Source organism: Achromobacter sp. EG18 (assembly GCF_059759395.1).
In genome coordinates this window covers 2,459,538-2,472,668 of sequence record NZ_CM186213.1, presented here as the reverse complement: position 1 = coordinate 2,472,668, position 13,131 = coordinate 2,459,538, and the positions used below count along the sequence as shown (strand labels likewise).

At 68.8% G+C, this 13,131-nt stretch carries 12 protein-coding genes and 1 tRNA gene; 11 read left to right on the top strand and 2 right to left on the bottom strand.

Going from position 1 to position 13,131, the window contains the following annotated elements:
* Window positions 1-7: 7 nt before the first annotated feature.
* Window positions 8-976, bottom strand: coding sequence for an AraC family transcriptional regulator (locus tag AC6CR5_RS11155; protein ID WP_498085623.1), 969 nt, complete (start codon window positions 974-976; stop codon window positions 8-10).
* A 201-nt stretch (window positions 977-1,177) separates the two neighbouring features.
* Here AC6CR5_RS11155 and AC6CR5_RS11150 point away from each other — a divergent pair, with 201 nt between their 5' ends.
* Genes AC6CR5_RS11150 through AC6CR5_RS11135 form a run of 4 tightly spaced genes read left to right on the top strand, consistent with a single transcriptional unit; the run spans window position 1,178 to window position 5,575 of the window.
* Window positions 1,178-1,648, top strand: coding sequence for a (2Fe-2S)-binding protein (locus AC6CR5_RS11150; protein WP_006385128.1), 471 nt, complete (start codon window positions 1,178-1,180; stop codon window positions 1,646-1,648).
* Window positions 1,648-3,936, top strand: a complete 2,289-nt coding sequence (locus tag AC6CR5_RS11145; protein WP_045953267.1) for a xanthine dehydrogenase family protein molybdopterin-binding subunit — start codon at window positions 1,648-1,650, stop codon at window positions 3,934-3,936. The genes AC6CR5_RS11150 and AC6CR5_RS11145 overlap by 1 nt, the downstream gene beginning before the upstream one ends.
* Before the next feature lie 52 nt (window positions 3,937-3,988).
* Window positions 3,989-4,561 carry a nucleotidyltransferase family protein gene (locus AC6CR5_RS11140; protein ID WP_227739980.1) on the top strand — a complete coding sequence of 191 codons (573 nt, stop codon included), beginning with the start codon at window positions 3,989-3,991 and terminating at the stop codon, window positions 4,559-4,561.
* Window positions 4,562-5,575 carry an XdhC family protein gene (locus AC6CR5_RS11135; RefSeq protein WP_006385130.1) on the top strand — a complete coding sequence of 338 codons (1,014 nt, stop codon included), beginning with the start codon at window positions 4,562-4,564 and terminating at the stop codon, window positions 5,573-5,575. It abuts the gene before it with no gap.
* Between the two features lie 36 nt (window positions 5,576-5,611).
* Here AC6CR5_RS11135 and AC6CR5_RS11130 read toward each other — a convergent pair.
* Window positions 5,612-5,685 (bottom strand) — tRNA-Cys (locus AC6CR5_RS11130).
* Window positions 5,686-5,852: 167 nt separating this feature from the next.
* On the opposite strand from AC6CR5_RS11130, the gene AC6CR5_RS11125 reads away from it, so the two are divergent.
* The 7 genes from AC6CR5_RS11125 to AC6CR5_RS11095 all read left to right on the top strand — a co-directional run bounded on the left by AC6CR5_RS11125 (window position 5,853) and on the right by AC6CR5_RS11095 (window position 13,080).
* On the top strand, window positions 5,853-8,117 hold the full coding sequence (locus tag AC6CR5_RS11125; protein WP_498085622.1) for an Orn/Lys/Arg family decarboxylase: 2,265 nt from the start codon (window positions 5,853-5,855) through the stop codon (window positions 8,115-8,117).
* A gap of 110 nt (window positions 8,118-8,227) precedes the next feature.
* A complete protein-coding gene (gene ptsJ, locus AC6CR5_RS11120; RefSeq protein WP_047991338.1) occupies window positions 8,228-9,523 on the top strand; it encodes a MocR-like B6 salvage transcription factor PtsJ in 1,296 nt (431 codons plus the stop codon).
* Between the two features lie 188 nt (window positions 9,524-9,711).
* Window positions 9,712-10,431: a glutamine amidotransferase gene (locus AC6CR5_RS11115; protein WP_026382840.1), complete on the top strand. Its 720-nt coding sequence runs from the start codon at window positions 9,712-9,714 to the stop codon at window positions 10,429-10,431.
* On the top strand, window positions 10,410-10,646 hold the full coding sequence (locus AC6CR5_RS11110) for a hypothetical protein (RefSeq protein WP_047991336.1): 237 nt from the start codon (window positions 10,410-10,412) through the stop codon (window positions 10,644-10,646). Before AC6CR5_RS11115 ends, AC6CR5_RS11110 begins: the two co-directional genes overlap by 22 nt.
* A 213-nt stretch (window positions 10,647-10,859) precedes the next feature.
* Window positions 10,860-11,069, top strand: a complete 210-nt coding sequence (locus AC6CR5_RS11105; protein WP_006384197.1) for a hypothetical protein — start codon at window positions 10,860-10,862, stop codon at window positions 11,067-11,069.
* 55 nt (window positions 11,070-11,124) lie between these two features.
* The gene (locus tag AC6CR5_RS11100; protein WP_498085621.1) at window positions 11,125-11,757 is read left to right on the top strand and encodes a UdgX family uracil-DNA binding protein; all 633 of its coding nucleotides are present in this window, start codon (window positions 11,125-11,127) and stop codon (window positions 11,755-11,757) included.
* A gap of 198 nt (window positions 11,758-11,955) precedes the next feature.
* The gene (locus tag AC6CR5_RS11095; protein ID WP_020928681.1) at window positions 11,956-13,080 is read left to right on the top strand and encodes a TRAP transporter substrate-binding protein; all 1,125 of its coding nucleotides are present in this window, start codon (window positions 11,956-11,958) and stop codon (window positions 13,078-13,080) included.
* Window positions 13,081-13,131: the final 51 nt, after the last annotated feature.

Here is a 13,131-nt window from a genome sequence, read left to right as displayed (position 1 = left end):
TGCCCGCTCAGACCCCCACGGCGTCCGCGGATGCGGCCCCGGCAGGTCCGGGGCTGGCGCCGGGCTGTCCGCGCAGGGCCGCGATGTCGCGCTTGGGCGGCACGCCATACAGGCGGCTGTACTCGCGGCTGAATTGCGAGGGGCTTTCGTACCCCACCTTGAACGCGGCGCTGGCCACGTCCAGGTATTCGTTCAGCATCAGCCGCCGCGCCTCGTTCAGCCGCAGCCACTTCTGGTACTGCAGCGGGCTCATGGCGGTCAGCTGGCGGAAATGGTGGTGGAACGTCGGCGGGCTCATCTGCACGCGCGCGGCCAGCTCCTCCACCCGCAACGGCAGCGCGTAGTGCCGCTTCAGCCATGAGATCGCCCGCGCGATGCGCTGGCCCTGGCCATCCACGGCGGTGATCTGCCGCAGCCGGGCGGCCTGGTCGCTCATCAACAGGCGGTAGTGGATTTCACGCAGCACCAGCGGCGCCAGCACGGGGATGGCGTCGGGCTCATCGAGCAGGGCCAGCAGGCGCGTGAACGGCGCAAGGATGGTCGGGGTTGCCGTGCCGATGCCGACACCGATTCCCTGGGCGCGTTCGCGCGGCGCCAGCGTGTCGCCCTGGGCGATGAGCTCGGCCAGGATGCGCAGGTCCAGCTTCAGCGCCAGGCCCAGGCAGGGATGCTCGGGCGTCGCCGCCGTGACTTCCGAATCGCCGGGCAGGTCCAGTGACGTGATCAGGAAGCGTGAGGTATCGTAGGGAAATGCCTGCCCGCCGATCCACATCTGCTTGGCGCCCTGCACGACCAGGACGATGCTGGGTTCGACCAGGCAGGCGCAGGCCGGCGCCACCGCGTCGCGTCGGAACAGGCCCAGCCCCGCAATGGCGGTGTCGAAGTCGCCCGGCCCCGGGGTCCGTCCGCCGATGACGCGCGCCAGCGCCTGGCAGGAAATGTCATGATGCGCCGCCGCATCGGGTGTCAGTGTCATGGTTGGCCGCAACCTCCTGGGCGCACTGTACCCGCCCGGGAACGGCTTGCACACAAAGTCATCAATCCCTCATAGGATCAGGCAAGAAATTCAGCGAAATGCGCTACCAGCGATGGGCGCGATTGCGGAAAATGCTTGTGGGCAGGCACGCTGGACCGTCCTTGCCCGCTCCCCCACGCCACACCCCATGAGGATCCCGCCATGACACGATTGCAAGTCAACGGTCAGCCCAAGGAAGTCTCCGTTCCCGACGATATGCCCCTCTTGTGGGTGCTGCGCGACGAGCTCGGCATGACCGGCACCAAGTTCGGCTGCGGCATGGCGCTGTGCGGCGCCTGTACCACGCACCTGGACGGGCAGCCGACCCGCGCCTGTGTGACGCCCGTGTCCGCCGCGGCGGGCCGGGCCATCAGCACCATCGAAGGCATGGCGGCCGACCCGGTCGGGCGCACCGTGCAGCGCGCCTGGGTGGAAAACAACGTGGCGCAGTGCGGCTACTGCCAGGCCGGCCAGATCATGACGGCGGTGGGGCTGCTCAAGACCACGCCGGCGCCGACCGAACAGCAGATCGACGAGGCCATGAGCGGCAACATCTGCCGCTGCGGCACCTATCCGCGCATCCGCGCCGCCATCCAGCAGGCGGCCGCGCAACTGGCCCAGGGAGGCAAATGATGACGACCACGATGCAGGTTTCGCGGCGCGGTTTCCTCAAGGGCGGCCTGGGCGCGTTGACCCTGGCGGTGACCGGCAATGGCCTGGTGAGCGCGGTGTGGGCGGCCGACGAGCCCAAAAAGTATGGCGCCGATTCCATGCCGGGCGGCACGGTGGACGACCCGCTGGCGTTTGTCTCGATCGCGGCAGACGGCACCGTGACCATCGTGGCGCACCGCGCCGAGATGGGCACCGGGGTGCGCACCAGCCTGCCGATGGTGGTGGCCGACGAGATGGAAGCGGCCTGGGACCGGGTGCGGGTGGTGCAGGCCGACGCCGACGAAGCGCGCTATGGCAACCAGAACGTGGACGGCTCGCGCAGCGTGCGCCACTTCCTGATGCCGATGCGGCGCGTGGGCGCCGCGGCCCGGCAGATGCTGGAAGCGGCGGCCGCCGCGCGCTGGTCGGTGCCGCTGGCCGAGGTGCGCGCCACGCAGCACGAGGTCGTCCATGCGCCCTCCGGCCGGCGGCTGGGCTATGGCGAGCTGGCGGCCGACGCCGCCAAGCTGCCGGTGCCGGCGGGCGACGCGGTCAAGCTCAAGACCCGCGCCGAATTCCGCTATATCGGCAAGGACGAGGTGCGCCTGGTCGACCTGGAGGCCATCGGCAAGGGCGAGGCCATGTACGGCATGGACATGCGCCTGCCCGGCATGGTCTATGCCGTGGTGGCGCGCCCGCCGGTGGTGGGCGGCAAGCTGCGCCGCGTGGACAGCGCCAAGGCGCTGGCGGTGCCCGGCGTGCTGAAGGTGGTGGAAATTCCCGCCATGGCCGGCGCGCCGGCCTTCCAGCCGCTGGGGGGCGTGGCGGTGGTGGCCAGCAATACCTGGGCCGCGATGCAGGGCCGCGCCGCGCTCGCCATCGAATGGGACGATGGCCCCAACGCGGCCTACGACTCGGTCGCCTACCGCGAGACGCTGACCGAGGCCAGCCGCAAGCCGGGCAAGGTGGTGCGCGACCAGGGCGACGCGCCGCAGGCCTGGGCCAAGGCCGGCGAGACCGAGCGCTTCATGGCGGAATACCACGTGCCGCACCTGGCGCATGCGTCAATGGAGACGCCGGTGGCGACGGTGCGGATCCAGGACGGCGCGGCCGAGGTCTGGACCTCGGTGCAGAATCCGGCGGCCGCGCAGGAGGCGGTGGCCAAGCGCCTCAAGCTCAAGCCCGAAAACGTCAAGGTCCATGTGCTGCTGCTGGGCGGCGGCTTCGGCCGCAAGTCCAAGCCGGACTATGTCGACGAGGCCGCCATCGTGGCCCAGGCCATGCCCGCCGGCACGCCGGTCAAGCTGGTGTGGACGCGCGAAGACGACATCCACCACGACTACCTGCATACCGTGTCGGCCGAGCACCTGGAGGCCGTGGTCGGCAAGGACGGCAAGGTGCAGTCCTGGCTGCACCGCAGCGCCGCGCCGACCATCGCGTCGCTGTTCACCGAGGGGGCCAAGGGCGAGCAGTTGTTCGAGTCGGCCATGTCGGCCATCAACATGCCCTACGTGATTCCGAACGTGCGGGTCGAAACGGCCGAGGTCGCCGCCCACGCCCGCATCGGCTGGTTCCGTTCGGTGGCCAACATTCCGCACGCGTTCGCGGCGCAGTGCTTCATCGCCGAGCTGGCGCACCGCGCCGGCCAGGACCACAAGCAGTATGCGCTGGACCTGATCGGCCCGGCCCGCCGCATCGATCCGGGCACGCTGGCGGACACCTGGAACTACAGCGAATCGCCCGAACGCTATCCCTACGACACCGGCCGCCTGCGCGGGGTGATCGAGGCGGCGGCCAGCGGCGCCAAATGGGGGCGCGAGCTGCCGAAGGGGCACGGCCTGGGCCTGGCGTTCTGCTACAGCTTCATGAGCTACACGGCCACGGTGGTCGAGGTGGCGGTGGACGAGAAGGGCGAAGTGCGGGTGGTGGCCGTGGACATGGCGCTGGACTGCGGCCCGCAGATCAAGCCCGAACGCATCCGCGCGCAGATGGAAGGCGGCGCCATCATGGGCCTGAGCCTGGCGCTGCTAGGCGAGATCACCTTCGAGAAGGGGCGCGTCAAGCAGAACAACTTCTACGACTATGAAGTCCTGCGCCATAATGCATCGCCGCGCGTGATCCGCACGCACCTGGTCAACGACGACCACGCCCTGCCGCCAGGCGGCGTGGGCGAGCCGCCGGTGCCGCCGGTGGCGCCGGCGCTGTGCAACGCCATCTTCGCCGCCACCGGCAAGCGGGTGCGCAGCCTGCCGGTGCGCAGCGTCGCTTAAGACCACCGGGGCAGACCGCACCGCGAAAAGAGCTGATTCCGCCATGCCGCCAATGGATACACCTGTCGTCATCGTGCTGGCCGCCGGCCGGGGCGAGCGCTTTGCGCGCTCCGGCGGCGCCCGGCACAAGCTCGATACGCCCCTGGCCGGCATCACGGTGTTGCAGCGGGTGCGGGATACGGTGGCGCGGTCGGGCCTGCCCTGCCATGTGGTGCTGCCCGGCGACGATCCGGCGGCCGGCATGGGCGATTCCATCGCCCGCGGCGTGCGCGCCACGCCGCGGGCGTCGGGCTGGCTGATCCTGCCGGGCGACCTGCCGCTGGTCGGCGCCGACAGCCTGCGCCAGGTGGCGCGGGCCCTGGCGGCCGCCACGGTGGTGCAGCCGTTCTGGAATGGCCGGCAGGGTCACCCGGTCGGCTTTGGCCGGCCCTGCTACGAGGCCCTGGCGCGGCTCTCCGGAGACACGGGCGCCGCCGCGGTGGTGGCGGCGCGCCGGCTGGCCGGCGAGGTGTTGGCGCTGGCCCTGGACGATCCGGGCATCGTGGCCGATATCGATACATTGGAAGACCTGGCGTGGGCCGAGTCGCTGCTTGCCGCCCGCCAGTCCCTGCAAGGAGCGGGCTGAATGGAAAGTGTGGATGTACGCGTGTTGCGCGCCGCGCGCGACTGGGCCATGGCGGGAGAGCGGGTGTTGCTGGCCACGGTGGCGCGCACCTGGGGATCGTCGCCGCGCCCGACGGGTTCGATGATGGCGCTGCGCGAGGACGGCCGCTGCGTCGGCTCGGTTTCGGGCGGCTGCATCGAGGACGATCTGGTGCTGCGCTATACCCGCGCCCACGGCGGCGCGGGCATGCCGCGTGCGACGCCGGAACTGGTGCGCTATGGCGTCCACGCCGACGATGCGCACCGCTTCGGCCTGCCTTGCGGCGGCACCCTGGAACTGCTGCTGGAGTTCGATCCCGACGTCGCCGCGCTGGACACGCTGGTGCGGCAGCTGGAATCCGGGCAGCTGGTAAGGCGCAGCGTCGACTGCGCGACGGGCGCGGTGACGCAGGCGCCGGCTTCGGCGCCGCAGGCCCTGCATTTCGATGGCGCCACCCTGTCCAGCACGCTGGGGCCGCAGTACCGCATGCTGCTCATCGGCGCCGGGGCGCTGGCCGAGTACGTCGCGACCATGGCGCTGTTCAACGATTTCGCGGTCACGCTTTGCGATCCGCGCGTCGAGCACCTGGGCGCCTGGTCGGTGCAGGGCGTGCGCCTGACCACCGAGATGCCCGATGATGCCGTGCGCGCCATGCGTCCGGACACGCGCACCTGCATCGTGGCGCTGAGCCACGATCCCAAGCTGGACGACCTGGCGTTGCTGGAGGCGCTGCACAGCCCGGCCTTCTATGTCGGCGCGATCGGCTCGCGGCGCAACACCGACCTGCGCCGCCAGCGGCTGATCGAGCATTTCGACGAGACCGAGGAATCGCTCAAGCGCCTGCGGGCACCGGTGGGCCTTTACATCGGCAGCCGCACGCCGGCGGAGATCGCCGTCAGCGTCATGGCCGAGATCCTGGCCGTCAAGAATGGCGTGGCCTTGCCCGCCACGCTCTCGGTGGCCGTCGCCAAGACGCGCGAACCGCGCGCCGCCTAGCGGCCCCGCCGCTGCCGCGCGCGGCCCCCAATGGCCTGGAGGCGCGGGCTGGAATCGAACCAACCTGGACGGATTTGCAATCCGTCGCATGACCACTCTGCCACCGCGCCGTTACGTCCTGGTTTGTCCTGACGTGGCTATAATTATGTCATAGGACAAAACAAAAGCAAGCGGAAAACCTGCATCGCATCGCGCCGTGAGGATTGCCGTGGCGCTGCGCCGTTGTCCTTGAAGCCGGGCTGCCCCGCGGGCGGCCATCCATCGATCGAGGACAACGATGCTGTTTCAATTTCCCATCGTCATCATTGACGAAGACTTCCGTTCCGAGAACACCTCCGGCTTGAGCATCCGGGTGCTGGCCGAGGCAATCAAGGCGCAGGGTTTCGAGGTGCTCGGCACCACCAGCTATGGCGATCTCAGCCAGTTCGCGCAGCAGCAGAGCCGGGCCAGCGCCTTCATCCTGTCGATCGACGACGAGGAACTGACGCATGGCGAAGGCCTGGCGCCGGCCTTGCTGGCGCTGCGGGAATTCATCGGCGAGGTGCGACGCCGCAATGCCGACGTGCCGATCTACGTCTACGGGGAGACCCAGACGGCGCGCCATCTCCCGAACGACATCCTGCGCCAGCTCCAGGGCGTCATCCATATGTTCGAGGACACGCCGGAGTTCGTTGCCCGCCACCTGGTGCGCGAGGCCCGCGCCTACCTGGAAGGCGTCAAGCCGCCGTTCCTGAAGGTGTTGCTGGACTATGCCGAGGATGGCTCGTATTCCTGGCACTGCCCCGGGCATTCCGGCGGCGTGGCCTTCCTGAAAAGCCCGGTCGGGCAGATGTTCCACCAGTTCTTCGGCGAGAACATGCTGCGCGCGGACGTGTGCAACGCGGTCGAGGAACTGGGGCAATTGCTGGACCACAACGGCGCCATCGGCGCGAGCGAGCGCAACGCGGCCCGCATCTTCAACGCCGACCATTGCTTTTTCGTGACCAATGGCACCAGCACCAGCAACAAGATCGTGTGGCATCACACGGTGGCTCCGGGCGATGTGGTCGTCGTCGACCGCAACTGCCACAAGTCCATCCTGCACAGCATCATCATGACGGGCGCCATTCCCGTGTTCCTGCGTCCGACGCGCAATCACTTCGGCATCATCGGGCCGATCCCGCGCGGCGAATTCGACGTCCAGGCCATCAAGGACAGGATCCGAGCCCACCCCTTGCTGCGCCACGTCGACCCGGAGCAGGCGCGTCCGCGCATCCTGGCGCTGACCCAGTCCACCTATGATGGCATCATCTACCATACCGAGACGATCAAGGCCGCGCTCGACGGCTATGTGGATGTGCTGCATTTCGACGAGGCCTGGATGCCGCACGCGGTGTTCCACCCGTTCTATGGCGCCTACCACTGCATGGGCCGGCGGCGGCCGCGGCCGAGCCGCTCGATGGTGTATTCGACCCAGTCCACGCACAAACTCCTGGCGGGGATCAGCCAGGCCAGCCATGTCCTGGTGCAGGATTCGATGACACGCAAGCTGGACCGCCACCTTTTCAACGAGGCCCACCTGATGCATACCAGCACCAGTCCGCAGTACGCCATCATCGCCAGCTGCGACGTGGCGGCCTCGATGATGGAGCCGCCGGGCGGCACGGTGCTGGTGGAGGAGAGCATCGCCGAAGCCATGGATTTCCGGCGCGCGATGCGCGAGGTCGGTTCGCATCTGGCCGCGCACGATTGGTGGTTCAAGGTGTGGGGACCCGACGCCCTGGCGCCGGAAGGCATCGGCCCGGCCGAGGATTGGATCATCCGCGACGAGGGCGACGGACAGGACTGGCATGGGTTCGGGCCCCTGGCCGACGGCTTCAACATGCTGGATCCGATCAAGTCCACCATCGTGACGCCGGGCCTGGACCTGGCCGGCAATTTCGCCGCCGAGGGCATTCCGGCGGCGATCGTCAGCAAGTTCCTGGCCGAGCACGGCGTCATTGTCGAGAAGACCGGCCTGTACAGCTTCTTCATCATGTTCACCATCGGCATCACCAAGGGCCGCTGGATCTCGCTGGTGACGGCGTTGCAGCAGTTCAAGGAGGATTACGAGCGCAACCAGCCGATGTGGCGGGTGCTGCCGGATTTCTGCGCGAAACACCCGCGCTATGAAAACCGGGGACTGCGCGACGTATGCCAGTCCGTGCACGAGACCTACGCCGCCCACGATATCGCCCGCCTGACCACGCGCATGTACCTGGCCGACGTGACGCCCGCGATGAAACCCAGCGACGCCTACGCCTGCATCGCCCAGGGGCGCACCGAGCGGGTGGAGGTCGACCATCTCGAAGGCCGGATCACCACCAACCTGATCACGCCGTATCCGCCCGGCATTCCCCTGCTGATCCCCGGAGAGGTCTTCAACCGCACGATTGTCGAGTACCTGAAATTCTCGCGCGAGCTGAACCGCGAATGCCCGGGGTTCGGCACCGATATCCACGGTTTCGTGGAACTGCCCGACGAGGGCGGCAAGCCGCGCTACTACGTGGACTGCGTCGCGTAGCCGGCCGGGGGGCGCGCTTTCGCCGGCAAGGCAATCATGTCAAACTGGCGCATTGACTTCATGGCGCCATCGTTATGTCAGCGCCCTTGCCGGTATTGACCCAGGCCCATATGAAAATACAAGGAAAGACCGCCGCGGAGATCTTCGAGAGCGTGCGCGGCCTGCTGCAATCCGGATCGTTGCGGGCGGGGCAGGCGCTGCCGCCAGTGCGCGACCTGGCGATCGAGCTGGACGTCAACCGCAACACGGTCGCCGCCGCCTATAAGCGGCTGGCGACGGCGGGGATCGCCTTGACCCAGGGGCGCCTGGGGACGATCATCCGCGACCCGTCCGGTCCCCGGGAACAGGAGGGCGCGCAGGCGGATACGCCGCTGGCGGACCTGGCCAGCGGCAATCCGGATCCGGCCTGGCTGCCCGACCTGACCGCGGCATTCGCCGCGCGTCCGTACGTGCCCCGGCTGTACGGCGAAGCCACCGTCAACCCGGGCCTGGAAGACTACGCCCGGGGCTGGTTCACGCCGGACTGCCCGGCCGCGTTCGAGATCAACCTGACGCATGGCGCGGTCGACGCCATCGAGCGCCTGCTGGGTTCCTACCTGGTGTCCGGCGACCGGGTGGCGGTCGAGGACCCGTGTTTCCTGAGCAGCATCAACATGTTGCGGGTTGCGGGCCTGCAGCCGGTCGGGGTGCCGGTCGACGCGGAAGGCATGCAGGCGCAGGCGCTGGAAGCGGCGCTGGAAAAGGGCGCGCGGGCCGTCATCCTGACGCCGCGCGCGCACAATCCGACCGGGTGCGGGCTGAGCGCGAAGCGCGCGCGCGCCCTGGCGCGCGTGCTCGCCCGGCACCCGCAGGTGATGGTCATCCTGGATGACCATTTCGCCTTGCTGTCCGAGGCCGCCTACCACAGCGCGCTGGCGCCGCAGACGCAGCGCTGGGCGCTGATCCGGTCCTTCTCGAAGGCGCTGGGCCCCGACGTGCGGGTGGCGCTGGTCGCCAGCGATGCCGCCACCTCGCGCCAATTGCGCACGCGGCTGGCCTCGGGCACCGGCTGGGTCAGCCATCTGCTGCAGGACATGGTGGAAGTGACCCTGGGCCAGCCCCAGGTGGCCAGCCAGATGGCGCGGGCGCGCCAGGACTATGCCGCGCGCAGGCGGCAGCTGGAAGATGCATTGCGCGAGCAGGGGCTGCCCTGCCTGGAGAACGGCGACGGCCTCAATCTCTGGGTGCCGCTGGATACCGACGACCAGGCGGTCGCCCTGGCGCTGGCGCGCAAGGGCTGGCTGGTGCGGCATGGCGGCGCCTTCGGGGTCCAGGGCGGCATCAATGGACTGCGGATCACGCTTTCCGGCATGACGCCCGCCCAGTGCCGCAAGTTGGCGCAGGATATCGGGCACAGCCTGCGCTGAGCCACGGCGCGGCGCGCCATATCGGGTTGTCATTCAATGCTCGCGCGTCCGTGGCGGCCGCGCGTCGCTTGGTCGCGTCACGCTTTCTTGTTTGTCCTGGGTCTTGATAATATTTTGGCATAGGACAATAATAGCGATCAACGCCACAGGCGCGTTGCCGCTACTGCCCATCCTGGAAGCCGACCCTCATGACCCTGAACGCCATTGCCTTGCGCCACGTCCACTTCGAAGACCTTGGCGTGCTGGAGCCGCTGTTGCAGGCGCGCGGCTACACCGTGCGCCATGTCGACGCGCCGGTGGAGGATCTGCCGGTGGCAGACGCGCTGGGGGCGGATCTGCTGGTGGTGCTGGGCGGTCCGATGGGAGCCTTTGATGAGCCGCGCTATCCGTTCCTGGCGCGGGAGCTGGAACTGGTGCGCGCGCGCCTGGCGAATCGGGCGCCGACGCTGGGGATCTGCCTGGGTGCGCAGCTCATCGCGCGGGCCCTGGGCGCCAACGTCTACCCGATGGCGGGCGGGCCGGAGATCGGCTTCGGCGCCCTGACGCTGACCGACCAGGGCCAGCGCTCGGCGCTGGCAGGCCTGCGCGATACGCCGGTGCTGCATTGGCACGGGGACCAGTTCGACATTCCGGCGGGCGCCATCCGGCTGGCGGGCACGGCGGCGGGACCGAACCAGGCGTTCGAGTACGGCGACAGCGTGCTCGGGCTGCAATTCCACCTTGAGGCCGATCTGGGCAACTTCGAGCACTGGCTGGTCGGGCACGCCTGCGAACTGGCCCGCGCCGGCATCGACCCGGCGACGCTGCGGGCCCAGGCGCCGGCAGTGCAGGCCGACCTGCGCGGCGCCGCCCGCGCCGTCTTCAACGACTGGCTGGACCGCATCGTATGCTCAAACACCGAATCGTGATTCACCGCCACGGCGAACTGCTGGGTCATTTCGATGCCAGCGCGCGCATGACGCGCCAGGCCGTGATGGAAATTCAAGGCCTGTTCAAGGCGGCCGACGGGTTCCGCTGCGAACTCTGGGCCGAGGCTGGCGAACGGCGCATCCTGGAAAGCGGGCCCGACGGGATCCGCGTGCTGGGCAGCGATACGTTGTTCACCCCCGTCGCGACAGGCTGATTGCCGGTCCGCGCCGCGGTGGCCGAGCGGCCCGCCGCCAGATCTCCGGCAAGGTGCGCGACTAGCGCAGCACCATGGGCGGGGCGGAAACGAACCGCAGCCAGGCGAGCCTGCGCGAGAACCTGCCGTAGCGCGGCACATCACTTGCTGCACAGGCCTGCCCGCCACGGCGTCCCGCCGTGGCGGCGAGCACACCCCTGCGAGGACGCCGCCATGAGCACCAAACCCCATTCCCACCAGGACTCCCCGGCCGACGCGCCGCACAAGCCCGTGCCTGAAAACGAACGAACCCTGTCGGACCGTCCGGCGGACCCGAACCGCAGTGGCGCCGGCCGCCAGATACCTCCGGGCATGGCCCCCGAGGACGTATGGGACCCGGGCCGGGCCACGCCCGGCGCGCCGCCGGTGGACAACCGTTCCTGACCTTCGGCCTCGCCTTGAAGGCGCCATTGCGTGCAAGCCCGATCGAGGAGACGGCATGAATGCCCACCCGCGGTCCGCCGATGACGCGGACGACGAGATCGACCCCGACCAGCACCCTCGCAAGCTTGCCGATTGCCGCCGCTGCGGCTTGTGGCGCAACGCCACGCAAGCGGTCGGCGGCGAGGGCAAGCGCCGCGCCACCATCATGCTGGTTGGCGAACAACCCGGCGACAAGGAGGACCTGGCCGGCCATCCCTTCGTGGGCCCGGCCGGCGCGCTGCTGGACAAGGCGCTGGAGCAGGCCGGCGTGAGCCGCGACGCGGTCTACATCACCAACGCCGTCAAGCACTTCAAGTGGCAGCTGCGCGGCAGGCGCCGCATGCACAAATCGCCGGCGCAAGCCGAGATCGCCGCTTGCGGCTATTGGCTGGAACAGGAGCTCGACGACATCCGGCCGCGGGTCATCATCGCGTTGGGCGCCACCGCGCTCGGCGCGCTGGTGCCCGATCGCAAGCTGACCCTGAAGGCCGCGCTGGGCCAGTCGCTGCGGCGCGGCAATACGCCGGTGCTGGTCGCGTATCACCCGTCATTCGCGCTGCGCAGCCCGGACCCCGAAAGCCGGCAAGCGGCGTTCCAGACCATTGTCGAGGCGTTGCGGCGGGCAGGACGCCTGGCCGGCAGGGCGTGAGGGCGCGGCGTCCACATGCCCTAGGGTAAATCCCAGCAAACAGCTGATTGTCAGCTTACGTTCAGGAAGGTTTAATCATCGGACGACGCGGCGGCCGCCCCAGGCCACGACCCGACGTCGTATCGGCGCCGCGCCTCATGACGCCGCGAGCAGTAACTACAAGCTGGTCATGCATGCCCTTACAGGAGACAGCACACCATGCAACACGTTACGAAACCCCGCCGCAAGTTCATCTCGGGCGCGGCGGCCGCCGGCGCGGCCGCCCTGGCTTTTCCCGCCGTCACCCGCGCGCAGAACGCGCCGATTTCCCTGCGCTTCCAGAGCACCTGGCCCGCCAACGACATCTTCCACGAGTTCGCGCGCGATTACGCCCAGAAGGTCAACGACATGGCCGGCGGCCAGTTGAAGATCGAGGTGCTGCCGGCCGGCGCCGTGGTCAAGGCCTTCGACCTGCTGGACGCGGTGTCCGCCGGCACGCTGGACGGCGGCCATGGCGTGGTGGCCTACTGGTACGGCAAGAACACCGCCGTGGCGCTGTGGGGTTCCGGACCGTCGTTCGGGATGGATGCCAACATGCTGCTGGCCTGGCACGAATATGGCGGCGGCAAGGAACTGCTGGTCGAGATCCAGAAGGCCATGGGCGTGAACGTGGTGTCGCTGATGTACGGGCCCATGCCGACGCAGCCCTTCGGCTGGTTCAAGCGCCCGATCTCCAAGATCGAAGACGTCAAGGGCGTGAAGTTCCGCACCGTCGGCCTGGCCATCGACATGTACACCGCGATGGGCGCGGCCGTGAACGCGCTGCCGGGCGGCGAGATCGTGCCGGCGCTGGACCGCGGCCTGCTCGACGGCGCCGAATTCAACAACGCTTCTTCCGACCTGGCGCTGGGCTTCCAGGACGTGTCCAAGATCTGCATGCTGCAGAGCTTTCACCAGAGCGCCGAGCAATTCGAGGTGCTGTTCAACAAGGCCAAGTACGACGCCCTGCCTGAACACCTCAAGCACATCCTCAGCTACGCCGCGCAGGCCTCCAGCGCCGACATGTCGTGGAAGGCGTCCAACCGCTATTCCCAGGACTACGTCAAACTGCAGAAGGACCACAACGTCAAGTTCTACAAGACGCCTGACGCCATCCTGCAGCAGCAGCTCAAGATCTGGGACGAGATGATCGCCAAGCGTTCGGCCGAGAATCCGCTGTTCAAGAAGGTGCTCGACTCCCAGCGCGCCTTCGCCGAACGGGTCGGCCGCTGGCATGGCGACACCACGGTCAATTACCGGATGGCCTTCAACCACTACTTCTCGCGCGGCGGCAAGACCGGCTGACGCCTTTGCCGCCGCCCGTCCCTGCCGGGGCGGGGCGGCGGCGTCCGCGTC

What these genes read in the sequence shown, in the direction of transcription:
- AC6CR5_RS11140 (WP_227739980.1), top strand. Translation starts at nt 3,989, where the DNA reads ATGGATACACCTGTCGTCATCGTGCTGGCCGCCGGCCGGGGCGAGCGC.
- AC6CR5_RS11095 (WP_020928681.1), top strand. Translation starts at nt 11,956, where the DNA reads ATGCAACACGTTACGAAACCCCGCCGCAAGTTCATCTCGGGCGCGGCG.
- AC6CR5_RS11100 (WP_498085621.1), top strand. Translation starts at nt 11,125, where the DNA reads ATGAATGCCCACCCGCGGTCCGCCGATGACGCGGACGACGAGATCGAC.
- AC6CR5_RS11115 (WP_026382840.1), top strand. Translation starts at nt 9,712, where the DNA reads ATGACCCTGAACGCCATTGCCTTGCGCCACGTCCACTTCGAAGACCTT.
- AC6CR5_RS11105 (WP_006384197.1), top strand. Translation starts at nt 10,860, where the DNA reads ATGAGCACCAAACCCCATTCCCACCAGGACTCCCCGGCCGACGCGCCG.
- AC6CR5_RS11145 (WP_045953267.1), top strand. Translation starts at nt 1,648, where the DNA reads ATGACGACCACGATGCAGGTTTCGCGGCGCGGTTTCCTCAAGGGCGGC.
- ptsJ (WP_047991338.1), top strand. Translation starts at nt 8,228, where the DNA reads ATGAAAATACAAGGAAAGACCGCCGCGGAGATCTTCGAGAGCGTGCGC.
- AC6CR5_RS11110 (WP_047991336.1), top strand. Translation starts at nt 10,410, where the DNA reads ATGCTCAAACACCGAATCGTGATTCACCGCCACGGCGAACTGCTGGGT.
- AC6CR5_RS11125 (WP_498085622.1), top strand. Translation starts at nt 5,853, where the DNA reads ATGCTGTTTCAATTTCCCATCGTCATCATTGACGAAGACTTCCGTTCC.
- AC6CR5_RS11155 (WP_498085623.1), bottom strand. Translation starts at nt 976, where the DNA reads ATGACACTGACACCCGATGCGGCGGCGCATCATGACATTTCCTGCCAG.
- AC6CR5_RS11135 (WP_006385130.1), top strand. Translation starts at nt 4,562, where the DNA reads ATGGAAAGTGTGGATGTACGCGTGTTGCGCGCCGCGCGCGACTGGGCC.
- AC6CR5_RS11150 (WP_006385128.1), top strand. Translation starts at nt 1,178, where the DNA reads ATGACACGATTGCAAGTCAACGGTCAGCCCAAGGAAGTCTCCGTTCCC.